15 protein-coding genes are annotated in these 24,983 nt (G+C 42.1%); 4 read left to right on the top strand and 11 right to left on the bottom strand.

Annotated features, from left to right (window positions below):
• Window positions 1–6: 6 nt before the first annotated feature.
• From coaE to G509_RS0110585, 9 genes are all read right to left on the bottom strand, one after another.
• Window positions 7–600: a dephospho-CoA kinase gene (gene coaE / locus G509_RS0110625; protein ID WP_026991523.1), complete on the bottom strand. Its 594-nt coding sequence runs from the start codon at window positions 598–600 to the stop codon at window positions 7–9.
• Window positions 597–1,595 carry a glycosyltransferase family 2 protein gene (locus G509_RS0110620; protein ID WP_026991522.1) on the bottom strand — a complete coding sequence of 333 codons (999 nt, stop codon included), beginning with the start codon at window positions 1,593–1,595 and terminating at the stop codon, window positions 597–599. The genes coaE and G509_RS0110620 overlap by 4 nt, the downstream gene beginning before the upstream one ends.
• A gap of 107 nt (window positions 1,596–1,702) precedes the next feature.
• A complete protein-coding gene (locus G509_RS0110615) occupies window positions 1,703–6,514 on the bottom strand; it encodes a T9SS type A sorting domain-containing protein (RefSeq protein WP_026991521.1) in 4,812 nt (1,603 codons plus the stop codon).
• Window positions 6,515–6,854: 340 nt separating this feature from the next.
• Window positions 6,855–12,464, bottom strand: a complete 5,610-nt coding sequence (locus G509_RS0110610; protein WP_026991520.1) for a T9SS-dependent choice-of-anchor J family protein — start codon at window positions 12,462–12,464, stop codon at window positions 6,855–6,857.
• Between the two features lie 399 nt (window positions 12,465–12,863).
• Complete coding sequence (locus tag G509_RS0110605; RefSeq protein WP_026991519.1) at window positions 12,864–16,385, bottom strand: T9SS type A sorting domain-containing protein; 3,522 nt, start codon at window positions 16,383–16,385, stop codon at window positions 12,864–12,866.
• A 462-nt stretch (window positions 16,386–16,847) separates the two neighbouring features.
• Entirely contained in the window at window positions 16,848–17,747 is a 900-nt protein-coding gene (locus tag G509_RS0110600) for a DUF6252 domain-containing protein (RefSeq protein ID WP_026991518.1), read from the bottom strand.
• A gap of 122 nt (window positions 17,748–17,869) precedes the next feature.
• A complete protein-coding gene (locus G509_RS0110595) occupies window positions 17,870–18,871 on the bottom strand; it encodes a DUF6252 domain-containing protein (RefSeq protein WP_026991517.1) in 1,002 nt (333 codons plus the stop codon).
• Between the two features lie 54 nt (window positions 18,872–18,925).
• Complete coding sequence (locus G509_RS0110590; RefSeq protein ID WP_026991516.1) at window positions 18,926–20,236, bottom strand: MFS transporter; 1,311 nt, start codon at window positions 20,234–20,236, stop codon at window positions 18,926–18,928.
• 161 nt (window positions 20,237–20,397) lie between these two features.
• Window positions 20,398–21,213: a M48 family metallopeptidase gene (locus tag G509_RS0110585; protein WP_026991515.1), complete on the bottom strand. Its 816-nt coding sequence runs from the start codon at window positions 21,211–21,213 to the stop codon at window positions 20,398–20,400.
• A 206-nt stretch (window positions 21,214–21,419) separates the two neighbouring features.
• Between G509_RS0110585 and G509_RS0110580 the strand changes: the two genes are divergently transcribed.
• Genes G509_RS0110580 through msrB (G509_RS0110570) form a run of 3 tightly spaced genes read left to right on the top strand, consistent with a single transcriptional unit; the run spans window position 21,420 to window position 23,214 of the window.
• Window positions 21,420–22,283: an alpha/beta hydrolase gene (locus tag G509_RS0110580; RefSeq protein WP_026991514.1), complete on the top strand. Its 864-nt coding sequence runs from the start codon at window positions 21,420–21,422 to the stop codon at window positions 22,281–22,283.
• A complete protein-coding gene (msrB, locus tag G509_RS0110575; RefSeq protein WP_026991513.1) occupies window positions 22,280–22,774 on the top strand; it encodes a peptide-methionine (R)-S-oxide reductase MsrB in 495 nt (164 codons plus the stop codon). Before G509_RS0110580 ends, msrB (G509_RS0110575) begins: the two co-directional genes overlap by 4 nt.
• 35 nt (window positions 22,775–22,809) lie before the next feature.
• Window positions 22,810–23,214 (top strand): peptide-methionine (R)-S-oxide reductase MsrB, encoded by a 405-nt coding sequence (msrB, locus tag G509_RS0110570; protein ID WP_026991512.1) that lies wholly within the window; start codon window positions 22,810–22,812, stop codon window positions 23,212–23,214.
• Between the two features lie 48 nt (window positions 23,215–23,262).
• On the opposite strand, the gene G509_RS22860 is transcribed toward msrB (G509_RS0110570), so the two are convergent.
• A complete protein-coding gene (locus G509_RS22860) occupies window positions 23,263–23,760 on the bottom strand; it encodes an FISUMP domain-containing protein (protein WP_026991511.1) in 498 nt (165 codons plus the stop codon).
• Window positions 23,761–23,841: 81 nt separating this feature from the next.
• Here G509_RS22860 and G509_RS0110560 point away from each other — a divergent pair, with 81 nt between their 5' ends.
• Window positions 23,842–24,489 carry an endonuclease III domain-containing protein gene (locus tag G509_RS0110560; RefSeq protein ID WP_026991510.1) on the top strand — a complete coding sequence of 216 codons (648 nt, stop codon included), beginning with the start codon at window positions 23,842–23,844 and terminating at the stop codon, window positions 24,487–24,489.
• 44 nt (window positions 24,490–24,533) lie between these two features.
• Here G509_RS0110560 and G509_RS0110555 read toward each other — a convergent pair whose 3' ends face one another.
• The gene (locus tag G509_RS0110555) at window positions 24,534–24,830 is read right to left on the bottom strand and encodes a hypothetical protein (protein ID WP_026991509.1); all 297 of its coding nucleotides are present in this window, start codon (window positions 24,828–24,830) and stop codon (window positions 24,534–24,536) included.
• Window positions 24,831–24,983 lie beyond the last annotated feature (153 nt).

Genomic DNA, 24,983 nt, shown 5'->3' with positions numbered 1-24,983 from the left:
GGGCAGCTAAATTTCAATTATATTCAGAAAATTAAATATTTTAACAACTTCCTGTTTAGCAACATCTAAACTATAATTATCTATAATATAATTACTTAAATCGGCTTTTTTTTGATCATCCCATTGGTTTGCTATACGCTCTAAAACCTGCTCCCTGCTTACGTTATCGCGTTTCATAACCCTTTCAATACGGGTTTCTATAGGTGCAGTTACCATAATTACGGCATCGCAGTCTTTATAGCTGCCGCTTTCAAACAAAATAGCCGTTTCTTTAATTACAAAAGGTTTGTTGTGGTGCGTGGCCACCCAATCTTTAAAATGCTGGGCCACTTTTGGGTGAATTATACCATTTAAGGTTTGAAGTTTAGCCGGATCTTTAAACACAAGCGCGGCTATCTTGGCTTTATCGGGCATGCCGGCGGTTAAAACACCGGAGCCAAAAGCAGCCTCCACCTCCGGAACTACATGTGGAAGGAAAAGTATTTTTTTAGCCTCTTCGTCGGCAATATATACAGGCACACCAAGATTAGCAAAAAACTGTGCAATGGTACTTTTACCACTGCCAATGCCACCGGTAAGGCCTATAATTTTTGTTTTCATGGTCTAAAAAATAATTCAGGAAATGCTTTTTGAGGTGCTTCTTTAAGCAAATGTATTTTAGTAAACGATTTTAAGTAACCTGTACCATAACCGTAAAACTGTATAAATACCGCCGCTAAAGAAAACAGACCCACTTTTAAACTTTTATTGCTTACCGATGACAGCACCAGCACAGCAACAAAGTACAAAATATAAAAATAAATAAAGAAGTTTACATCAATTAACACAAGCATAAGAGATGCTACCAACCCGATTATAAAAAAGCTTGGAAACAAAAAGGTTATCTTTTTATATTCCGGGTGCCACTTATCCAATATAGGGCGTGCCTTGCCGAATTTATTAACCTGCTTATAAAATTTTTCCCAGTCTATGCGGCGCTTGTGGTACACAAAAGAAGAGGTAAATAATTTAGTGGTGTAACCAAGCTTCCAGAGCCTGATGGAAAGGTCTGGGTCTTCGCCCGGATGGATGTTTCCAAACCCGCCCGAAGCCTCAAATGCCAGCTTAGAAATACCCATATTAAAGCTACGCGGCTGAAATTTTTCTATTTTCTCTGATTTGCCCCTAATGCCACCGGTGGTAAGAAAAGACGTCATGGCAAAATTGATGGCCTTCTGCACATCGCTAAACGAATCAAGAGCTCCATCGGGTCCGCCAAAACAATCAGTATAACCGGCTGCAAGATTATCGGCAACGCTTTGCAAATAATGCGGAGGTATAACACAATCAGAGTCAAATATAATAAAATAGTCGCCCCCGGCATGCTGCATGCCAAAATTGCGGGAGTCGCCCGGGCCGCTGTTTTGCTTATAATAGTAGGTTATAGTAAGCTGGTGGTTAAACTTAGCAATTACCTCATCGCAGGCTATAGTAGAGCCATCTTCTATAACAACCACCTCAAAAGGCTGGTTGTAGGTTTGCAGCGTTAAGCTGTGCAGTAGTTCTTCAATTTCGTCTGGCCTGTTATATACCGGTATTATTAACGAAAACATCATTAGCCTTATTTTTTAACAAAGTTACTCTTTAAAATAAAAAAGCCACCAAAAAAATTTGGTGGCTTAGTTTTGCTGCCTGCGGGGCAGGCGGCATCAATTAACTTACACTACTGCTTTTTAACAACTTTAATTGTTTTTACTGTATTACCGGCAGTTACATTAATAATGTAAGGGCCTTCGGCAAGTTTAGTCATATCAACTTTTACATCGGTAGCAGTTGGCTGTAAATCCATAACCTGCTGGCCTAATAAATTAAATACTTTTACAGATGTAATGTTAGAAGAGTAAGAAATGTTAAGTACATCTTTTACCGGGTTTGGATAGTAGCTAAAAGAAGCTACATCAAAACTCCTGTTGCCAAGTACTATATCAACCATTACAGGTAGTGCACCAATACTTGAACACTCATCTATTGTAGTAACTGCGTAGTACGTAGTACCCGATACAATTTCAAAATCGTAAGAAAGTGGGTTAACGCCGTTAGCTGCATCTTCTGCCGTAGCATACCAAACAACTTCGCCTTCGCTTTCTACAATAATATCTTCGATAGTAGCAACATCACCTTCTTCAATTTCTACTTGCTGAACACCACTTCCTACAGGAACAGCAATTACAAATACATAAGCAGTAACTTCTACCCTTGTAGTACTTTCGCAACCGTTAACCGTTTGAGAAGCATAGTAAACAGTACCATCTACAATTGCAGTATCAGCAGATAAAGCCTCTCCGCCTGTAGCGGTAGCATACCACTGTACGTTTTCTGCCATTGCATCTAAGCTGGCAACAGTAGCGCTGTTACAAAATACCTGAACGGCATCTGCGTAAGGAGCACTTGTAAAGCAAAGTACTGTAAGTACACCGTTTACATTGGTAGTACCATTCCACTCGCCACCACCGGCAGCGCTGTAGCCACCGTAAGTAGCTGTACCACCATCGATCTGGAATTTAGAAGCATAGTAGTACGTACCCGGAGCAAGGTCTGCACCAATGGCAGCCATAAACTCGTCGTTATTACCGGCCTGAGAACCAAACGTCATAGGTACCCATGTAGTAAACGCAGACGGATCTGTATCAGTAGTGCCAATACCAATCCATGCTGTAATACCAGCACCAGGACCAGCACCAGGCGTAACGCCAGCCTCGTAAGCCTGAGCATATACTGTAGCAGAGTTACCCTCTACAATTGTAGCAGCACCCGGCCATTGAAGGTTAACAAAATCAAGTTCGGCAGCGGTAATAGTTACTGTTACAGCAAACCTTACAAGGCTTTCGCAACCCTCTATAGTTTGAGAAGCATAGTATGTAGTACCGTTAACAAGAGGTGTTGTACCTGCAAGAGCAGTACCACCTGTTGCAGCAGCATACCACTGTATGTTTGTACCTGTAGCTGTTAAGCCAGAAACAAATCCTGCAGCATCAAAAGTTTGTGCAGCAGTACCTGTAGGTGCTGGTGTAACATTTACATGAACCATAACCGCAGTTCTTGTAAGGCTTTCGCAACCTACTGTTTGAGATGCGTAGTAAGTAGTACCATCTACAAGAGCAGTTGTACCGGCAAGAGCCGTACCGCCTGTTGCAGCAGCATACCATTGTACTGTAGTACCTGTAGCAGTTAAACCTGCCACTGTACCGGCATTACAAAAACTTTGCATAGCAGCGGCAACCGGTGCAGCTGTAGCACACTGTACTGTTAAAATTCCACTTACGTTAGATGTACCGTTCCAGAAAGAACCGCCATCGGCATTGTAGCCACCATATCTGTAAGGGCCATCTAATAATTTAAATCTACTTGCGTAGTAGTATGTACCAGGTGCTAAGCTTGCGCCAATAGCTGCCATGTACTCATCTTTATCGCCAACTTGTGTGTTGAAAGTCATCGGGATCCATGTAGTCCATGTAGATGGGTTAGAATCTGTAGCGCTAACACCAATCCATGCCTGTACACCAACACCAGGACCTGCACCAGGAGTTACACCAGCCTCAAGGCCTTGTGCATACACTGTACCTGCAGCACCCTGTGCGATAGTTAAAACCGGTGGCCATTGTAGGTTAACCCAGTCCATTATTGGTAAAATAACAGTTACATCTACAGCAAACCTTGTCTGGCTTTCGCAACCGTTAAGTGTTTGAGATGCATAGTATATACCTGTTTCAAGCTCTGTAGTTGGAGCAAGTGGCGTGCCACCTGTTGGAGTTGTATACCACTGTACCGCAGTACCTGTAATATCTAATTGGCTAACTGTTGTTACAACAGTGTAAAGTACCTCTGTTACTGTAGTTGTAGGTGCAGGGGTAACAGTAACTGTTAATGCTGCTGTTGCAGATGCCGGGCATCCAAGATCTGTAGTAGCTGTAGCAGTATAGCTTGTAGCTGCTGCTGGCATAGCATAAACTGTTTGTGCAGATGTACCTGCTACGTAAGGCACGGTACCGGCAGCATCAGAATATAATCCTGTTACCGGAGTCCAAACATAATCAACAGCGTTTGTAGCGCCTGTAATGTTTACGTTATAATCTTCGTACTCGCCATAGCCAGAGTGGCTACAATCTGCAGATACAAGAGATAAAGTACTGTAGCTGCAAAGTACACGCATACGCGTTACACCGTTTATTGCAGTTGCAGGTACTGTAATTGTACCGGTAGATGTAGTTGTAGAGTTTAGGCCTGTAGCCGATGTGTAAACACTTTCATCATCGCTAAAAGTACCATCCTGATTGTAATCTATCCATACGCGGAACCACTCAGTCCAGCTTGGGCTACCAGGCTGTAATGTAATAGTATATGCAGTACCGGCAGTTACGTTTGCTGTTAAAGCACTGTAATACGTATAATCACTTACAGTATCGCCAGAGGCGTTGTTTGTAATGTTTGCAAACGAGAAGTTATTTAAATAATCTCCAGTTGCACCACCATTAAATGTACCTACTGCAGGTGTACAATATGCCACCGGAATGATAGACTCGCCACCTGTAGCAGTAATAGCTACAACTTCGTTTAAACATGCCTCGTATTCTGATGGGTTTACTGTTACCGGGTTTGGTAACGGGTTAACTGTTACAACATAAGTAGCATTTACCATACATGGGCCGGCAGATTGTGTAGCCGTTAATGTATAGGTAGTAGTTTCTGTTGGAGCAAAAACAAAACCAGTAGCAGCAGTACCTGTAACTCCTGTAGAAGGAGACCATACGTACGTATCAAAAGCTGCTGCTCCTTCTGTAATTGTTAAAGCAGGTGTAGCATTACCAAGGCAAATAGCTTCTGCATCATCACTTAAAGTAAACACAGCAGGTGCGTTAACTACAAAAGTACCCGCTGTTGTAAATGTACCACCTACAGTAGTAATGTTTACTGTACCAGACACGCCCGCAGGAACTGTTGCCACCACTTGTGTGGTTGTGTTAGATGTTGTAGCAACTACTGTACCTCCTATTGTTAATACTGCATTGCCAAGATCTGTACCTGTAATGGTAATTTCGCCTGTTGCAGCACAATACGATGCAGGAGTAAATGCTGTAACAACCGGTGCCGGTGGCAGGAATGTTGTTATAGTATAATCTTCGTAAGTACCATAATATCCTGTGTAGCATGGTGTACCTCCTGTATCACTATCTGTACCACCAATCCTTACCCTGTGGCTACCCACAGATGCAGTAACAGGAACCATAAACGAACCTGATAATGTAGAAGGGTTTGGTTGTGCCGATAAACCTGTGTAAACAAGTTCGCCATCATCATCAAAATCTGCATCGTCATTCCAGTCTATCCAAATTTTTGTACCATAAGTATATCCTGTAGAGTATGTAATAGCAAAGCTAACTGTAGAGCCTAACGCAGCACTTGTAGATTGTGCAGCATAGTTACCATAGTAACCTGTTTCAGATCCTGTTGCGTTACTAATAGTACCCAATACAACGTTGGTTATACCTGTACCATCCTGGTTAATTGGCGCAGGAACACAGTATCCAGGAAAGAATACTTTAGGGCCCGCCCAAGAGCTTGACTCAGTATCGCTACAAAGGCTCTTAACCCAAACATAATATGTAAGGGTATTATCTAAGCTTGTTAACGATGTAGTTGTTACACCCGCTGCTACTGTACCAGATGCAGTTGTAGTTGCAGTTGGCGGCGTGTTTGTAGTTGTATAATAGTAGGCATACCCGTTTGCCGGAAGGCTTTGAGATGCTGTCCATGATACAGATGTAGAGGTAAGGCCTGTATTAACAGATGTAAGGTTTGTTGGAGAAAGGCATGATGCCACATTACCTTCAAACTGTAACCTTGCAATTGTACCTGTCCTGGTACCGCTTGGCGGTGCAGCAGGATCCGGGTTGGTACTATCACTGTAATAGTAGATACCACTGTTAGCAGTACTGGTATAAGAACCCCAGTTAGCAGTACAAGAATATCCTGCGATGTTCTCGTCTACACCTACTATAAGGTTGCTTGTACCATTGTAAGTAAATGGAGTACTTAATGTAATCTCCATCCAGTTGTTACCTACCGGAGTAATAGTTCCGCTGTATACCTGTGTTAAGTTGGCAGCAGCCTCCCAATCGGTATTCGAACTAAAAGCCGTTTTGGAGGTCTGGCCTAAATAAACGGTCCAGTTGTTCCAAAGTGTGGTGGTTGTTCCGCCCGAAGCGTAATAAAACCTTATTTTGGTAATCTGGCCGCTAACGCCTCCGCCTGCAGCAAATTCTGAAGCGGTTACAATTTGTTGGCTGTAATTATAGCCCCAACACGAATTTATTGGAAAGATTCCACCGGTAGCCGTGCCCGAACCGATATTAATAGTCCCGGTTTGCGAGTAGCCAACCGTGACCGACATTAAGGCATACAGAACCAGTAGGCCCATGTGCCAGCGCTTCAAACCTTTCCCGAAGTTTGAAGCAGTTAAAATAGTAGTGTTTTTCATATAACATGATTAATTATTAATGTTAATAAAATTATAAAATTATGTTAATATCGAATTATATAATTTTACAATAAATTAACTTTTAAATTATATTTATATAAAAAATGAATAAGGAACACAATATTCAGAGGATGACGTTGAACTACATATCAAAATACATAATATTTAAAGAAATTGGCATTATACAATTTAAAATATTTCTAAATAGATAAAAATTATAGTTAAAATACTACAATCAACACAATATTTTATGCTTTGGTTCGTTATTAAGCTCTTTTATCACAAAACAAAAAGCCACCGTTTCCGGTGGCTTTTTTAACATTTATTTAAGAATTAGCAATTACTGTTTCTTAACAACTTTAATTGTTTTTACAGTGTTTCCGGTGCCTACATTAACAATATAAGTGCCTTCGGCAAGAGCCGACATATCTACCTTAACATCAGTTGCATTTGGTTTAAGCTGCATAATCTGCTGCCCTACCAGGTTAAATACACTTACCGATGTAATGTTTGAAGAGTACGAAAGGTTAAGTACATTATTAACCGGGTTAGGATAGTAAGTAAATGCATTAACATCAAAAACATCTCTTCCTAATACCACATCTACCATTACGGCAAGTACAGTAGTACTGGTACAGTTGCCCACAGTTTGCGTAGCATAGTAAGTAGCACCTGTAGTAATAACGCTTGCATCTGTAAGAGGGTTAACACCCGCAAGGGCATCCACCTCAGATGCATACCATGTAACCGTACCCTCAGTTTCAACTATAAGGTCGGCTATAGTTGCATTTTCGCCCGCAGCAACTTCTACCGTTTGTGTAGCAGCACCTGTAGGAGCATCTACAGTAGTAATAGTTACCGTAAACATATTTTGGGCAGTACAGTTAGGTGTAGTGTTAGATTGAGCGTACACATAAATATCTGTAGTCTGCTCAATTGGAGTTCCAACAGCAAGCATAGTACCTGTTCCGTTAGTTCCGGTATAGTAGCTGCCATTTACAAGGGCAGGCAATATATATACGTTACAAGACGTAACATCTTCCGGAGCATCGGCTACAGCATTATTAATAGTTACTGTAAACGTATTCTCATCGGTACAGTTTGGTGTAGTGCCCGATTGTGCATACACATATATAACAGTAGTCTGCTCAATTTCTGTTCCGGCAGCAAGCATAGTGCCTGTACCACCCATAGCAGTATAGTAGCTACCGCTTGTAAGTGCAGGTAACACATAAGAACCACATTCGGTAACATCTTCCGGAGCATCGGCCACCGTAGTTGTAATAGTAACCATAACGGCAGTCCTGGTTAAGCCTTCGCAACCATCAATAGTTTGAGAAGCATAGTATGTTGTACCGCTTGCAAGGGCAGTATCTGCAGCAAGAGCAGTGCCGCCGGTTGCAGCAGCATACCATTGTACATTAGTACCGGTTGCAAGTAAATTACTTACAGTACCTGATGTACAGAACAATTGAGCCTCGGCAGCAGCAGGAGCCGGAGTTACATTTATTTGTGCAGTAACCGCAGCCCTTACACTCTCGCAGTTGTTTAGTATTTGAGATGCATAGTAAACTGTACCATTTACAAGAGCAGTATCCGGAGTTAAAGCCGTACCGCCCGTAGCAGCAGCATACCATTGTACGCCTGCCTCTGTAGCAACAAGGTTGGCTACCGTAGCAGCATTACAAAATGTTTGTGTAGCAGCAACGGTTGGAACCGGAGTTACATTTATTTGTACAGTAACCGGAGTTCTTAAAGCACTCTCGCAACCATTTAAGGTTTGCGATGCATAGTAAACCGTATCGTCTGTAAGGGCAGCTGTAGCAGCAAGGGCAGTACCGCCTGTTGCAGCAGTATACCATTGTACCGCAGTACCACCTGTTGTTGTAAGGCCTGCTACAGTAGCAGTGTTACAAAACGTTTGGGTGGCATCGGCAGCAGGGGCATCGGTAAGGTTAACAGTAACGCTTACAGTTCCGGTTCTTGTACAACCTGGTGTAGACGTAGATGTAATAGTATACGCGTTTGTACCCGCAGTAGCCGATTTAAAGTAAACCGTAGTGGCGTTGGCACCCGCTACATAAGGTGTAGTGGCCGCAGCATTAGTATATAGGTTTTCTGCAGGAGACCATGAAATTACAGTCGCCGTAGGGTTAGCGCTTGTAAAGGTAACATTAAGCCTTTTTGGAGACAACGTACCTGTTGTTGTAGACGCACTATAACTGTTTCTCCAAAGTACGGTGTTTGTTGCAGTCTCTGTATAGTATGTCTGAGAATTGTAAAGATCATCGGCACCATCATAAGTAACGTTAACTATAATATTCGATGTACCATCCCATGAATATGGCGTAGCAAATGTAATTACCTGCCAGCCACTCTCTGTATGCGTATAGGTTGCAGGGCCGTAAACGGTTGCCATAGCGGTAGTCGACATAAAATCGTTAGTAGCAAAGTTAGCCGAAGACGTAGTACCTATTTTAACCGTAAAGTTAGCATTGGTAGCAGCATCGCCAAGGGTTGTAATATTATACGCCATAGAGGTTATGTTACCGGCAGTTAGCCCGGCAGCAGTAAGTTCGGCAGCAGTATAAATAGTCTGGCTCCAGTAGTTTGGCCAACGGTTACAAAATGCAGTTGGCTGCTCTGTTGTACCCGTTAAAGTGGTAGCCGTACCTATAGGGCCCGGTGTTGGTATAATACCACCTGTAACTGTAAGTGCCTGTACTGTGTTAGCACAAGTTGCAGGTGCAGCAGGTGTAATTACTATTGCGCTTGGCAGCGGATTAACCGTTACCGCAACTGTTTGTGTAGTTACACAGCCTGAACCACTATCTGTAGCTGTTACAGTATAGGTTGTAGATGCAACCGGGGTTACTGCCTGGGTAGCACCTGTAAGGTTGCCCGGCATCCATACATACGTATAGGTTGCGTTTTCGCTGGTTACCGAAAGGTTGGTGCTTTCGCCTGCGCAGATTGATGCGTCAGATGCTGTTGCTGTAATGGCCGGAGCCGCAGTTACAGTAGCAACAACTGCCTGGCGTGGGCTGGCGCAGATAGTTTTGTATTTAATATCGTAAAAATAGTAGTAGTACAATGTAGTGGTTCCACCCCACTCTGACGATGTAACGGTTAAGTTACCATCTGCACTTGTGTACGGGAAGGCTAAGCCGGCAGAGTCGCGCACCAATGATGCACCACTGTAAGCTTTAACCACGATCCTGTAGCCTGTACCGGCAGGAACCTCAACGTTTAAAGGTATAATGTTAGGAGTTGTAGTACCACCTGCTGTAACGGCAACGTTGCCTGTAGAATACAACTCGGTAGTCATGGCGGCGTTCATTACTTTAATATCAACCGTACCTGCCGCAGTAGAGTAAACCGATACCGCTTCTAATTTAGTAGCCTGAGCTACGTTAAACACAATGCCGTAGTTAGTGCTGGTGCTTGTAGTAGCATCGGCAGCCGGGGCTGCTTTACCGCCACTAACCTGCATACCTTCGGTAGCAGCCTCTACATAATAAGTAGTAGTAGCCGATATTTGAGGCGTTGTAAAGCTTGCGCCTGAAGCCAATGCACTACCACCCGTTTGGTTTGCAAACCAACGTAACGTACCGGCCGATGTGGCTGCAAGTGTAGCACTGCCCATACCGCAAACGCTGCCACCTGTTACAGAAGCAACCTCCGGGTAATCGCACATGGTTGTAAATGTACCGGCAACACTCCAGTCGCTAAAATCGCCAGAGCAAACCGTTCTTACAAACACATAATAGGTTGTAGATGGTAGTAACGATGCTACGTTAACCGTTGTACCTGTTACTGCCGTACCCGCTGCAACCGGGGTTGCATTGGTTGTAGACACTACATACTGGTAGCCTGTTGGTGTACCAACTGTTGGTGCAGTCCAGTTAAGGGTGGCCGTATTTTTGGTAATATTGGTAGTAGCAAGCAGTGCCGGTACATCGCAATCCGGAGTTAGCTCTACCACTATATTACCTATATGGAAATCATAGTCCGGGGCTTCGTTTACCGGGCCGTCTGTAGCCTGAAACGCAATTTGTACGGTCTGGCCAACATACGCATTAAGCGCCAGTGTATAATCTGTAAGTACATTGGTTAATGTAGTGGTGTTGGCCGCATTAAAAGTGTAGATAGGTGTCCATACAGCGCCGCAGCCATCTGTAGACACTAAAACATTTACTTTATCATCAGTACCAACCATACGCTCAGGGTCTGCACCGCTACCGTTATAATCAGTAATAGCTGCTTTAAATTTAAGCCTTGAGTTAGCGGTAATAGCCATTTTAGGGCTTATTATCCATGCGTTGCCTGTATCTGTATATAAATTATATTTAGCTGTAGTGGCACCTAAAGCAGTACTGCTTATCCATCCCGAAGAGTTACCCACAGGGTTGCTGCTTGTTGGCACAGTGCCCGATGTTGTAGGTACTGCTGCCTCATACCAGCCTGCAACAGCTGCCGGAAGGTTAGCACCTGTAAAGCCTGTAAAGTTATTGGTAGCAGGTAAAGTTGCTGTTAACGGACCTGTTGTTACACTAAGCGTGTTAGTATCTGTAGTTGTGTTAAAATACACATCATAAGGGCCACTGCCGCAACGGCTGTAATCAAAAACCTTTACATAATAAGTAGTATTGCAGGTAAGGCCTGTAACGTTTACAGACGATCCTGTACCATCATAAACAATTTGCTGACCTGTATTAGCAAATACAGCAGTAGCCGTGTAAGCAGCAATGCCGGTAGCATTTACAGGATTTGTAATTGGCGATGTGCTAACATAAACCAAACGCCTTGTACCATTACCGCTTGTCCAGGCAAGGTTAAAGGCTGTTGCCGATGTAGTAGCAACCGTTAAAGCACTCGACTGTGTTGCCGGCGATTGTATAATGTTTATAGTTACTGCTGTAGAAAAAGCGCTTTCGTTGCTTGTAGCACAGGTAGTTTTTAAACGATACATAATTGTTGTACCGCCAAATGATGGTGGTGTGTACGTTAATGTAGTAGCACCAGAACCACCAACTGCGTTAACCCAATCGGTTCCGTTAGTAGATTGTTCCCATTGGAACGTAATTCCCGGTACAACGGGTGCAGCACCTGTTACGGTAATTGCCGCCGGGGCTACGCCTGTACATACATAACGTATGGCATCGCCACTAATAGTACCAGCAAGCGGTGTACCTGTACAGGCTGCCGGAGGTGTAAATGTGTATACAAGGCCCGATGCAGGTATAGCTGCCGGAGTACCTGTGGTAAATCTTACCGTAGCACTGTTGCTTGTAGCCACGGCTGTATCATCCCATGATGGAGTAGCATCGGGTGCGGTAGTTGTAAGGTTCCTTGCATTATAATCTGTACTGGCCAGGCCGCGTAAACCAACCTGCGGCTGGTAACCTGTAGAGTCGGCAGCCGTCATAGTGCCGTACGCCAGATTTATAACGCCTGTAGTTTTGTTGATCTTTACCTGGAAGTTAAGTTTTTCGATGGTGTTTTGCGCCCATCTTGAGGCGTTCTTCCACTGAAAAACATACTCAGTACCGTTGTCGATCCAGCTTAGGTCGAAGGTGGTGCCTGCAACTGTAGAACTTCTTAAATCCATCCCCAAAGGCGATATAACGCCCGTACCTGTAGCGGTTGAACTGATAGGTGTGGTTGAAGAAGATGTACTGGTAGCACCTAATAGCAATGAGCCGTCAACTCTCATTACTACCGATGTAACCGTTGTTCCGTTAAATGGAAAAGCAGTTGGCAGCGTTATTACATACGAACTGGTATCGTATGATGTAGTACAGTCGGTACAGGATACTACCGAAGTACCTCCTGTAATTTCTGTGTAGGCATTGCCTGATGATTGCGAAAAAGTGTAATTCGCAACCGATTGCCCATAACCCGACAGAAAGGCGAGCATGAAGGCAATAAGTAGGGTAATTTTTTTCATGTAAATTAATGATTAATTAAAAAAGCTATTAAAACTAAAGAAATTAACACCGCACATTACACGTATGTGATTTATTGCCTACTTAAAAGCATAATTGTTAAATAATAACAATTAATTAAACACTTTTGTAAAATTAATAAAACACCAATATTAAATTTATGTTAAGTTAAAAATATCGTCTTGTTAAATACAAACCAATATTCGTACAATATTGCAGAAAAACATCAAATTCAGTCCAAATTTGTTATAATATTGCATCAAAACCATCATTTAACAGAAAATTAACTCATTATCTTAGTGTTATCCTGACCATAAGTTTACCATATGTATTTTTATTCAGAATTAAGTATAAAAAAAGCCATCGTTCCCGATGGCTTTTAGTTTAATTGTAAGGCGTTATTAGTTTTTTACAACCTTAATTACTTTAGTAGCTGCACCTGCATTTACAGTTACCATATAGGTACCCTGTGCAAGGTTTGCCATATCTATAGTTGCATTGGTAGCATTCGGCTTAGCCGATAAAATTTGCTGGCCCAAAAGGTTAGATACACTTACCGAAGTTATGTTAGCCGAATATTCTATCGTTAACACATTGCTTACCGGGTTAGGGTAGTAAACAAATGCGTGTGCATCAAAATCAGTATTACCTAATATTGCCTGTATGGTTACGGCAAGTACTGCAGTACTGGTACAACCATTTATAGTCTGAGTTGCATAATACGTTGTACCGGCTGTTACTACCGTTCCGGCAGGTAAGGCGCCTTCACCCGCAAGAGCGGCAGCTTCGGTAGCATACCATGTAACAGTACCTGTTGCAGTAACAACAATATCTTCTAAAGTAGCGGTATCGCCACCGGCAACACTAATTGTCTGGTTGGCTGCACCCGTTGGCGCAGCAACGTTATTTAACGTAACGGTAACAGCTGTCCTGACAGCACTTTCGCAACCATTTACAGTTTGAGATGCATAGTAGGTTGTAGCTGTAATAGCTGTATCTGCCGTAAGGGCTGTACCTCCTGTTGCTGCGGCATACCACTGTATTGCCGTTCCGGTAGCTGTTAAGTTAGCCACTGTACCCGAACTACAGAATGATTGGGTAGCCGTTGCTGTTGGTGCATCGGTAACATTTAATTGTACAGTTACCGCAAACCTTACCGCACTCTCGCAACCATTAACGGTTTGAGATGCATAGTAGGTTGTAGCTGTAAGGGCTGTATCTGCTGTAAGAGCCGTACCACCTGTTGCTGCTGCATACCATTGTATTGCCGTTCCGGTAGCTGTTAAGTTAGCCACTGTACCCGAAATACAGAATGATTGGGTAGCCGTGCCTGTTGGTGCATCGGTAACATTTAATTGTACGGTTACTGCAAACCTTACCGCACTCTCGCAACCATTAATGGTTTGAGATGCATAGTAGGTTGTAGCTGCAAGGGCTGTATCTGCCGTAAGAGCCGTACCACCTGTTGCTGCGGCATACCACTGTATTGCTGTTCCTGTAGCTGTTAGGTTAGCCACCGTACCCGAACCACAAACCGATTGCGTAGCCGTGCCTGTTGGTGCATCGGTAACATTTAATTGTATGGTTACCGGTACCCTTGGGCTTTCGCAACCATTAACTGTTTGAGATGCGTAGTAAGTTGTAGCCGTTAGGGCTGTATCTGCTGTAAGGGCTGTACCTCCTGTTGCAGCGGCATACCACTGTATGTTTGTTCCTGTAGCGCTTAGGTTAGCTACCGTACCCGAACCACAAAGCGACTGCGTTGCCGTTGCCGTTGGTGCATCGGTAGTGCTTACTGCAATACTTACTGTACCTGTAGACGTACATCCAACTGATGACGTTGCTGTAGCGGTAATAGTTTCGGTACCAACCGTAGCCGACCTGAAGTATACTGTTGTTGCAGCCGTACCCGCAACATAAGGTGTTGTAGCGGCAGCATTAGTATACAGGTGCTCTGCCGGAGTCCATGTAACTGTGGTTGGCAAATAGCTTACAAATTTAACATTTGGCCTTTTTAAAGATACTGAGCCATTTAGTGTACCTGCGCTATAACCATATTCTGAAATAACCATATTCTGGGCTGTTTCGGTATAATAGGTCTGCGAGTTGGTACTCTGGTCTACGCCATTGTACTTAACATCTACAATAATGTTAGAAACACCGTCCCAAGCATAGGGCGTGCTAAAGGTAATTACCTGCCATCCTGAATCGGAATGTGAATAGGTTGCCGGACCAAAAACAGTTGTAAAACCTGTGGTAGCCATATAGGTATTATCAGCAAAACTGCCTGATGCTGTAGTACCTATTTTGACTGTAAATGCCGTGTTAGAATTAGAACTACCAGGAGTAGCTATGTTATAAGCCATAGAGATTATATTACCGGCAGTAAGGCCTGCAGCTGTAAGTTCGGCAGCGGTATAAATAGTCTGGCTCCAGTAGTTAGGATAACGGTTTAGAAAAGCTGTCGGAATTTCGTAATCGCCGGTTAGTGTAGTTGCTGTACCGATTGTAGCTTCTCCGCCAAGGGTGCCACCAACAACTGATAAAGCCTGTGCCTGCTGGGCGCACACCGCTGCCGTAGCAGGGGTAATATTAATTGCCGAAGGTATTGGGTTAACCGTAACCGTAACACTCGATGCTATAGAGCAGTTAGCAGCAGCATCTGTAGCAAATACGGTATATGTTGTAGTAACCGCAGGAGTAACACTTAATGTAGCACCCGCTATATTGCCCGGAAACCATGCATACGTATAATCTGTATTAGTACTTGTAACCGATAAGGTGGTTGTGCCACCGGTACAAATGTTAGGGTTAGCTGCCGTTGCCACTATTGGTGTTGCAGGCGTTACAGTTACTAACACCGCTTGCCTTGGGCTTTCGCAATCGCCGTTAGAAGCACTAACATAAACGGTTGTTGTTTGCGTAACATAAGCAGCCGCCGTTGGCCCCTGCCCTATCTGGTTGCCACCGGTTGCGGCGTTGTACCATTTTATTACAGCTCCGTCGTTAGCTGTAGCCGATAGCATAGATAAACCCTGGCCGCAAATAGTTGCTGCTGTTGTGGTAAGTATCTCGCCGTAATCGCACTGGGTTGTAAATACAGCAGGGCCTGTCCACTCGCTGTACGAACTGCTTCCGCAGTTAGATCGTACCCAAACGTAGTAATCAGTGCTCGACGTAAGGCTTCCGGCAGTAGCCGTAAGCACTCCTGCCGCTACACTGCCGGTTGCCGTTGTACCTGCCGTTGGCGCAGTTGCCGATGTGCTAATATAATAATCGTACCCGCTTGCCGGGGCAACAGATGCCGCCGTCCATGATATGGTTGTAGCATTCTCTAACGTGTTAGACAGTGTTACAGCCGTTGGCTCAATACAGGCCGGAGAGGTGTTTACCGTAATATCATCGATAAAAAGGCTGTTTTGATTACCTATAGAGTACACATTAAAACCAATGTAATAGGTACCTGTAGTGGCAGGTGTAAAATCTATGGTTTTGGTTAGTGGACCATCAGGGTTGTTAATACCGGGCTGATCTGCCAGTACCGTTACCATTGCTGCAGCGTTGTTTGCAGAACCAAATGCAACTTTTAAGTTCTCTGCATAGCCGTTATTACCGTATTTATAGGTAAGCCTGTAAGATGTGCCACCTGTTAAGTTCAAACCCTTGGTATAAAACCAGGCATTAGCAGCCTCAAGGCTGTATAAATACGTAAGTGTATTGGTTGTAAAACCATTACTACCAGGCACACTGGTAGTCCAGTTATTACCTGTGCCAACATTTTGGCCGGTAGTACAAACCGGTAAAGCTGGAGGTGTTGCCGATTCAAAATTTTCTGAATACGGAACTACCACGGCAGTGCAGTCCTGAGCACGTGCCGACATTATTGCGAGCATGCACGCAATAACAAAAGTAATTTTTTTCATAGTTTAATTTATTGTTAAAAATCCATCAATAGCGTTGCAAACATACTGTTTCGCAATAGTTAAATGATGGATAACTGCCTGTAAATAGAGGCTTTGCAACGATAAATAAGGGGACATAAACTGATAAAAACGGCGACATTTTAAAAATAAATGCAAGTAATTAACTGATATTCAGAACACTAAAAAATCGATTATTTTATATGTATGAAATATCCATGTAAAGCCGATTGTCTGCTTTTAAGTGGTATAAGCCTTAATGTGACCTGTAATTTTGTAACGATTTTAGAAGAATAGTATGCTATTGTTATATTATTTTACAAAATGGTGGGATTAGCAAAAATAATTAGTTCTATATGTGGGTAAAACTGAGGTAGTTTAAACCATTAATTAATTTATAAGGAAAGATACATGCAAAAAAAAGCCACCGTAAACGGTGGCTTTAAAGTATATTTTAGGGTGCTGTTAGTATCCTACATTAAATGAACCTGCGGTAACAACGATGGTGTTTATACCATCAATATCGGCTCCGTTAAAAGAGAAGGTACCTTTAATAAAGCCATTTTCGTTGCTTATAATGGTAATGGTTCCGGTTGTAGTAAAGTAGCCTATTTCACCTACCTGATAAGAAGCTGTTGGCCCATCAAAAGGAGATTCTGCCATGGTGTAAATACCCGGTGTAATATCGGTATCAACCATAATGTTCATAAAGCTCATTGTTGCTGCATCTGTACCCGTAAGGTTTAATGTAGTACCAGCTGTAAGGCCTGATATTATGCTATAATCTTTAGCAGTGCCATCTATAGTAGCCTTAAAGTACTCATCATCTTCACCCGGTGTAGGCGTGGCACTTGTAGTATAAGGCAGGTTGGTAAACACACCGTTAGTAAACGCTACAGATGGCAGGTTAGCCTCTGCATCGCCCCACCATCCGGTAAAGCTAAATGTACCCGATATTGTGTGGTTAACGGTGTCTATAGACGATATGGTAACCGTTCCTGAAGTTTCTTCGTTTGCAGGATTAAAGTTGTTATACGTATATTCAGATATTGCAGACGGCTCGTAAGACATAATTAGATTAGCCCCACTGTACGTTCCTGTAGTTGTACCTACCACAGAAAATCCAACAGTTTCGCCATTAGTGCCCCTAATACCCCCAATTGCAATTAAACCATCGGCAATAACAGCCTCCGTAGTTGTAGCAGTATAGGTTTGCCCGCTAAAATCAACTTTAAATGAAGCAGGTAATACTTCCGGTGCTTCATAATCCAAAAGCACAGGATCTATAGGTTCAACATCGCACGATATAAAGCCTATCGCCGTAAAAAGCACTAAAAAGGCAGATAGTAATTTTGTTCTTTTCATAACATTTATTTTATTGCCAAATATAAAAATAAATACTATATATAAAGAAATATTTGTGATTCAGTTATTCCCAAAAAAAATACCCCTGTAAAATTACAGGGGCATTGTTAACTCTTATAGTATTAATAGCCAACATCAAAAGTGCCGGCAGTAATTTGATGGGTATCATTACTGGTAAACATTGTGGCTGTAAAGCTAAATGTTCCTTTAATCCTGTTATTGGCAGTATCATGCTCTGTTATGGTTAGAGTACCTGAGTTAGCTCCAAATGTACCAGTTGTAGAACTGTCTAATATATATATGCCCACGTAGTTACCAAACATACTAATTTCATAAGTTCCGTTGGTAATATTACTTGGTACTGTAATACCAATATTCTCTACAGGTCCACGTCTGCCAACAAGGCTTATCCTGTCCATTGCTACATACCCTGTAATATTTGTAGGTATAAAATCTGCGCCGTCAAGTTTAGCAAAAAAGCTATTGTTAGTTGGGCCAACAACATCTGCTGTGTAAGGAATGCTTGTAAATGACCCGTTGGTAAATTCAATTGTATCTATAGCAACACTTTCAGAATCTTCCGGATTTGTAAAACGAGCCCCGGTAAATTTAAAAGTACCGGTTACAGTATGATTTACCGTATTTATTTCTACAATTTTAATTTCGGCAGTATCTACATAAGGCAAATCCGCAAATTCGCCATAATCGTCAGACATACCAACGTAAGCATTTCCTCCCTGAGCAGGTACATAAGCAAGTACAATAAGATCATTAAAATCTACAGATTCAGTTTGTGGCCACGTGTAAGTGTTACCGGCTGTAGCATTAGGTACAGTAATCTGAAATGCACTTCCATCTGGCTTGATAGCTGTTATAGCAAGATACTGGTCGTTATAGACAGCCTGAACTGTAGATCCAACAAATGTTTGATTATTAAAGTTTACCTTAAATTCTCCGGCAACCGCACCACCATTTTCTTCTCCTTCTTCCTCTCCTTCTTCTTCGCCACTACCACTGTCTTCCGGAACATAATCGTTAACAACAGGATCTATAGGCTCTATATCGCAAGCGGTAAATACAGATAAGAAAACCACGAGGAAAGTGGTAAGGGTAATTTTTTTCATAGTTGAAGATAATTGGTAATGGTTTGCGCAAATATATAAAGTTTATTAAAACAATTACATTTTTTTTAACACCCTGAACAATAAAAAGATGCCAATTATAAAAAATACCGTTAAAAACACCACCGAATAGCGCATGCTGCCAAACGCCTGGTCGATACCGCCATATAAAAGCATCCCTATTACAATACCTATTTTCTCGGTAACATCATAAAAGCTAAAGAATGAAGCCGTATCTGTAGTCTCGGGCAACAGCTTAGAATAAGTGCTTCGCGAAAGCGACTGTATGCCCCCCATTACCAAGCCAACAAAGGCAGCCGTAATGTAAAAATGCATGGGTAGCGTAACAAAATAAGCGCAAACGCAAATTACCGCCCATATACAGTTAATGCCTATAAGCGTTTTAATATTGCCATATTTAGCCGATAATTTAGAGGTTATAACCGCCCCGGCAACAGCAACCAACTGAATAAGCAAAATACTGCTGATTAAGCCCATACTTTTGGCATCGTCTCCACCCCAGTTAATTTCTTCGGCCCCAAAATAAGTGGCTACCAGCATAACGGTTTGCACGGCCATGCTGTATACAAAAAAGGCACCTAAGTAACGTTTTAGCACAATGTTATGGCTTAGCTGGCTCCATACTTTTTTAAGCTCTCTAAAGCCGTTTAGCATAACATCGCCTGTAATTTTATTCTGCTTGGCGCCTTTCGGCAGATAATAATAGCTATACTGGCTAAACACTATCCACCATACGCCAACGGTTACAAACGATATGCGCATGGCTTTAATGGCGGCTGGATTGCCAGGCTCATCTATAATGCCAAAAAATCCGGGCTTCATTATCATGGCAAGGTTAAAAATTAGCAACACCACACTACCTATGTATCCCATAGAATAGCCGCGTGCACTAACGCTGTCCTGCTGCTCGTTATAAGCAATATCGGGCAGGTAAGAGTTATAAAACACCAGGCTGCCCCAAAAACCAATGAGTCCGAAAAGGTAAAACACAAGGCTTAGGTAAAGGTTTTCTTTATTAAACCAGTACAGGCCAATGCATGATGCCGCACCTATATAGCAAAACAGCTTTAAGAACGATTTTTTATTACCGGCATAATCGGCAATGCCCGATAGTAATGGCGATATAAAAGCTACGATAAGAAAAGCAAACGCGGTGGTAAAGCTAATTAGTGCGGTACTCTTCATCGAGGTGCCAAAAACCGGAATCTCGGTACCTTTCTCGAATATCTGATCGTAAAAAATAGGAAAAACTGCCGATGCAATAACAAGGCTGTATACCGAGTTAGCCCAGTCGTAAAATGCCCAGGCGTTAAGCAGCTTTTTACTGCCTTTTTCTAAGTGTGCCATATAGTTTGGTTTGTGTACCAAAGCTACTCTATTTTTTTAAATATCAAATAGTGTAGTATTAAGGCTCTATCAAATTTTTAAGCATAAAAAAAGCTGCACTAAGCAGCTTTTTGTCTATCATCTATTATCTGATAATTATCATCTCAATTCTAAAATCTAATTTAAAACTTAACCCCAAACTTAGCAGCCTGTGCTTTGGCATTAGGTATTTCGCTTGTAATTTTGCTAATCCTTGTAGTACCGCTTGGGTGTGTGCTTAAAAACTCCATTGGTTCAGATCCGCCTGCGTTGGCCTGCATTCTTTTCCAAAAGTCGATAGCCCTGTCTGGGTTATAACCGGCAATAGCCATAAGGGTAAGGCCAATTTCGTCGGCTTCGTTCTCGTTACTGCGGCTAAACGGTAAAATAGCGCCGTACTGAGCACCTAACCCATACGCCTGCTGAAATATTTGCTGTGTAGCCTCGCTTTTACCCGATGTTGCAACACCAACACCCGCTGCTCCATATTGCGCAAGGGCTTCGCGGCTCATACGTTGTGCACCGTGGTTTAATAGTGCGTGTGCCACCTCGTGCCCCATAACGGTAGCAAGGCCTGCCTCATCTTTAGTAATAGGCAATATACCGGTGTACACTACAATTTTTCCGCCGGGCATACACCATGCGTTAACGTCTTTGCTGTCTACTAAATTATACTCCCAGGCATAGCCTTCAAGATAAGCCGACTGCCCTACAGAAGCGAGGTATTTTTCGGCGGCAGCCTTAATTTTTTGGCCAACGCTGGTAACCATGTTTGCCTGTGCCGTACCTTTTATTACCTTGTTTTCGGTTAAAAACTGGTCGTATTGCTGAAAAGCGGTAGGAAATATTTCGCTGTTAGATACTATGTTAAATGTCTGTTTGCCTGTAAACGGATTTGTTGAGCAGGCAGATATCAGCATTGCAAGAAGTACTGATAATGTTAGCACACTTTTTTTCATGGGAGGTGGTGTTATGTTTTCCACAAAATTAACAAATTAAAATGATAAAAAATTCCGAAAAAAAGCCGTCACTCGTTAAAGTATTTGTAAATATTTAATTAGCCGCATTTTATAAGTAGGAAAAAAAATCAAGTATTATTATGCATGCATTATATTTTTGATGCCGCACAAAAAGTAATATCTTTATTGTAGATAATAAACCTACTATGCCGGCTACTAAAAAACTCCATAATTCTACCGTAAAAATTCCAAAAGTGCTTATAACATCGGCAAAAGTGCTGGAAACTTTGTCGCCACAACTGGCTGTAAAGTTTATGATCAAGCTTTTTACAACGCCTATAAAATTCAGGATACCCAAACGCGAAGAAGAAATGGATCGTTTAAGCCGACAGGAAATGGTGCTTGTGCCTTTACTTAATAAATCCATCAACGTATACCATTTAGGCAATAGCCCTAAAAAGGTGTTGCTGGTACATGGCTGGAGCGGGCGCGGCACACAATTGCATTCTATCGCCTCCAAACTTATTAAAAACGGCTATGCTACTATTAGTTTTGATGCCCCGGCGCACGGAAAATCTACCGGAAAAACCAGCGACATGACCGAATTTATTGCCAGCATATTGCATTTGGAGCAGCAATTTGGCCCTTTTGAGTTTGCCGTAGGGCATTCGCTTGGTGCTATGGCGGTACTGAATGCGGTTAAACGCGGCCTCAAAATTAAAAAGGCAGTGCTTATTGGCAGTGGCGATATTATAAAAGATATAATGGATGATTTTGCCGAAAAATTAGGCATGAAAGTTGCAACAGGTGGTATGATGATACACAAATTTGAAAAGAAATTTGGCGAAACCATTAACAACTATTCGGCGTATATAGCTGCAAAAGAGGTTATCATTCCCGTTTTATTATTTCATGACCAGGACGATGCCGACGTGCCCGTAAGTGCGGCCTATCATATTAAAAAACATCTGGCTAATGCCGAACTTGTGATTACTGAAGGGTTGGGACACCGAAAAATTTTAGGCGATAAAACCGTTATTAAAAAACTAACTGAATTTTTAGAACAATGAAAAAGCTATTGATACTTGTAGTCCTTTTTTCCTTAACCGCCTGTCAGGGACAGGAAAAGAAAAAGGAGACTAAAAAAGAAGCAGCAAAAGGCAAGTTTGAAGTTACCAAAACCGATGCCGAATGGAAAGCCGAGCTTACACCCGAACAGTATGATGTGTTGCGGACAAAAGCTACCGAAAGGCCTTTTACCGGCGAATACTACAAGAACTTTAAAAAAGGTGTATATGTTTGTGCAGCCTGCGGCAACCCGTTATTTACATCTGATGCCAAGTTTGATTCGGAATGCGGATGGCCATCGTTTGATAAAGCCATAAAAGGATCGGTTGTGTTTGAGCACGACAACAGTTTTGGAATGGACCGTACCGAAGCCATGTGCGCGCGTTGTGGCGGTCACTTAGGTCACGTTTTTGACGACGGCCCCAAAGAAACTACCGGCGAGCGCTTTTGTACCAACTCTGTTTCTATTAAATTTGTACCTGCCACTAAATAAGCCGCAAGGCAATGTTTAACTTTAAATACTTAACTATGAGCACCACACATAATTATCCGTTACAAAAATCGGAAGCCGAATGGAAAGAAGAATTAGGCCTGGAGCGTTATAAAATTTTACGCCAAAAAGGCACCGAGTTTCCTCATTCCGGCAAATATAACCTTGCTTTTGATAAAGGCACCTATTGTTGCGGCGCCTGTGGCGAACCGCTATTTAAAAGCGATTCTAAATTTGAATCAGGTTGCGGATGGCCATCGTTTGATGAGTCTATTCCCGGCAAGGTAGAATATATTAAAGATACTACCTTCGGGATGTTGCGAACCGAGATTTTATGCGCCAACTGCGGCAGCCATTTAGGTCACGTTTTTGATGATGGCCCAACCGAAACCGGCCAACGCTACTGTGTAAATTCACTCTCGGTAGATTTAAAACAAGAATAATTACCGTAATGACTATAATCCCCATCCTTAACCGGATGGGGATTTTTTTTAGTCCTTTATACACCTAACCGTAAACCCCTTTAAGCTTGATGTTGCAGTATAGTTGTTTTTAGCCCAAGCCTGTAATTCAACCACCATTTTATCATTACCCGGTTGGGTTTTTAAAAAGTCAATTAACGCTTTAGTTTCATCTTTATCGGGCAAATGCCAGCCACACGGACATATATTTCGGTCATCATATATAGTTGCTATATTGTACAACTTGCCACTGCTTAGCTTATTACCCGAAACCATTTTATAATAGTCATTAGAGGGCATTGCACTATCTGTAGCAGCCATAATAGCATCGCCGTTATTATATTTTTCAGTCTTAAGGTTCTCCCCCATCCACCATGCATCACCAATTTTTATTGTTGAATATACATTATACGCAACATCTGTTACCGTAGCTGTTTCAAAAACGGTTTGTTTACCTCCCACATTTGCAGGAAAGTAAACGCATAAAAAAATGCTTAATAGGGTTAGTAAAAAATATAACTTTCTCATAGTTTGGATGTTGGGTTAAAAGTATGCAAAATGTGTAACCTCACTATACCCAACAATAGGGATTTTTGTATCTTTATCTATATGGATCTATTTAACGAAAGTACCGATTGGCCAAAGGCATTGCGCCCCCTTATAGAAAAATATAAAGGAGAGCCACACCCGCTGCATTACAAAAACATTTACCAGTTGTTGGTAATGGTCGTACTATCTGCACAGGACAGTGATGCGCATATTAATAAGATAGCACCGGCCTTTTTTGAAAAATATCCGGATATGAAAGCATTATCTAAAGCCAATACGGACGGATTAATGGAATATTTGGCAGAAGTGCGGTTTCATGGCAATAAAATTGCGTGGCTACAGGAAATTGCTGAAGAAGTTAAAGAAGACAAAAACATACCCGCTACCATGAAGGAATTGGTGGCTTTAAAAGGTGTGGGAAGAAAATCAGCCAATGTAATATTACGCGAAGCAGGCAAAAAAGCTGAAGGCATATTGGTAGATTTACACGTGGTTCGTGTAGCACCCCGTCTTGGCATAGCCAAAGGTAAAGATGCCAATAAAATAGAAAAGGAGCTTATGGCTGTATTACCACAGGATATGTGGGGAGAGATTGGCATGGCAATATCATTCCTGGGCCGCGAAATTTGCCGCCCTACCAACCCAAAACACAGCGAATGTATTTTAAGCCTTGTTTGCCAATACTGTCATGCTCATAAAAGCAACTAGAGCATTTATAAAAAAAGAGAAGCAATTGCTTCTCTTTTTTATACTTAGTATATTTTAATCAGATCGCCGGCAGGTGTAAAAGTAGCAGTTAAATCTACACCGTCTTTAGCAAGTACTAATTTATATTCGCCATCATCGGCTTTATGAGCTTCTTTAATGGTATAATTACCGTAGCTTTTCTTTATTTTATCCAACGCTTCTTTAGAAACTTCAGATACTTGTATCTTTTTGTATTGTTTTTCCTGATAATTAACACTAATTGTAGTGCTATTATTTTTTATAGTAGTAGCTGTCGCTGCAACGCCAGCCATAACAGCAAGGGCTAAAAATAAGTTTTTCATGCTTTTATATTTAGGATTTCACCAAAGTTAGTCAACCAAAACAGGTGAACTTGCCAAAATTATACTAAATTAAACCCAAATTCCTCCAAGCACCTCCATTTCCCCCAAAAATTTAGGCACAAAAAAAAGCCCTATCCGTTTGGATAGGGCTTT

This window comes from Flavobacterium subsaxonicum WB 4.1-42 = DSM 21790, from assembly GCF_000422725.1.
GTDB lineage: Bacteria > Bacteroidota > Bacteroidia > Flavobacteriales > Flavobacteriaceae > Flavobacterium > Flavobacterium subsaxonicum.
Note: the sequence above shows the minus strand (reverse complement) of the source record. Positions and strands in the feature narration are given on the sequence as shown.

Bases quoted from the DNA above. Each gene is read 5' to 3' on its own strand.
- coaE (WP_026991523.1), bottom strand. From the start codon at position 600: ATGAAAACAAAAATTATAGGCCTTACCGGTGGCATTGGCAGTGGTAAA.
- G509_RS0110620 (WP_026991522.1), bottom strand. From the start codon at position 1,595: ATGATGTTTTCGTTAATAATACCGGTATATAACAGGCCAGACGAAATT.
- G509_RS0110615 (WP_026991521.1), bottom strand. From the start codon at position 6,514: ATGAAAAACACTACTATTTTAACTGCTTCAAACTTCGGGAAAGGTTTG.
- G509_RS0110610 (WP_026991520.1), bottom strand. From the start codon at position 12,464: ATGAAAAAAATTACCCTACTTATTGCCTTCATGCTCGCCTTTCTGTCG.
- G509_RS0110605 (WP_026991519.1), bottom strand. From the start codon at position 16,385: ATGAAAAAAATTACTTTTGTTATTGCGTGCATGCTCGCAATAATGTCG.
- G509_RS0110600 (WP_026991518.1), bottom strand. From the start codon at position 17,747: ATGAAAAGAACAAAATTACTATCTGCCTTTTTAGTGCTTTTTACGGCG.
- G509_RS0110595 (WP_026991517.1), bottom strand. From the start codon at position 18,871: ATGAAAAAAATTACCCTTACCACTTTCCTCGTGGTTTTCTTATCTGTA.
- G509_RS0110590 (WP_026991516.1), bottom strand. From the start codon at position 20,236: ATGGCACACTTAGAAAAAGGCAGTAAAAAGCTGCTTAACGCCTGGGCA.
- G509_RS0110585 (WP_026991515.1), bottom strand. From the start codon at position 21,213: ATGAAAAAAAGTGTGCTAACATTATCAGTACTTCTTGCAATGCTGATA.
- G509_RS0110580 (WP_026991514.1), top strand. From the start codon at position 21,420: ATGCCGGCTACTAAAAAACTCCATAATTCTACCGTAAAAATTCCAAAA.
- msrB (WP_026991513.1), top strand. From the start codon at position 22,280: ATGAAAAAGCTATTGATACTTGTAGTCCTTTTTTCCTTAACCGCCTGT.
- msrB (WP_026991512.1), top strand. From the start codon at position 22,810: ATGAGCACCACACATAATTATCCGTTACAAAAATCGGAAGCCGAATGG.
- G509_RS22860 (WP_026991511.1), bottom strand. From the start codon at position 23,760: ATGAGAAAGTTATATTTTTTACTAACCCTATTAAGCATTTTTTTATGC.
- G509_RS0110560 (WP_026991510.1), top strand. From the start codon at position 23,842: ATGGATCTATTTAACGAAAGTACCGATTGGCCAAAGGCATTGCGCCCC.
- G509_RS0110555 (WP_026991509.1), bottom strand. From the start codon at position 24,830: ATGAAAAACTTATTTTTAGCCCTTGCTGTTATGGCTGGCGTTGCAGCG.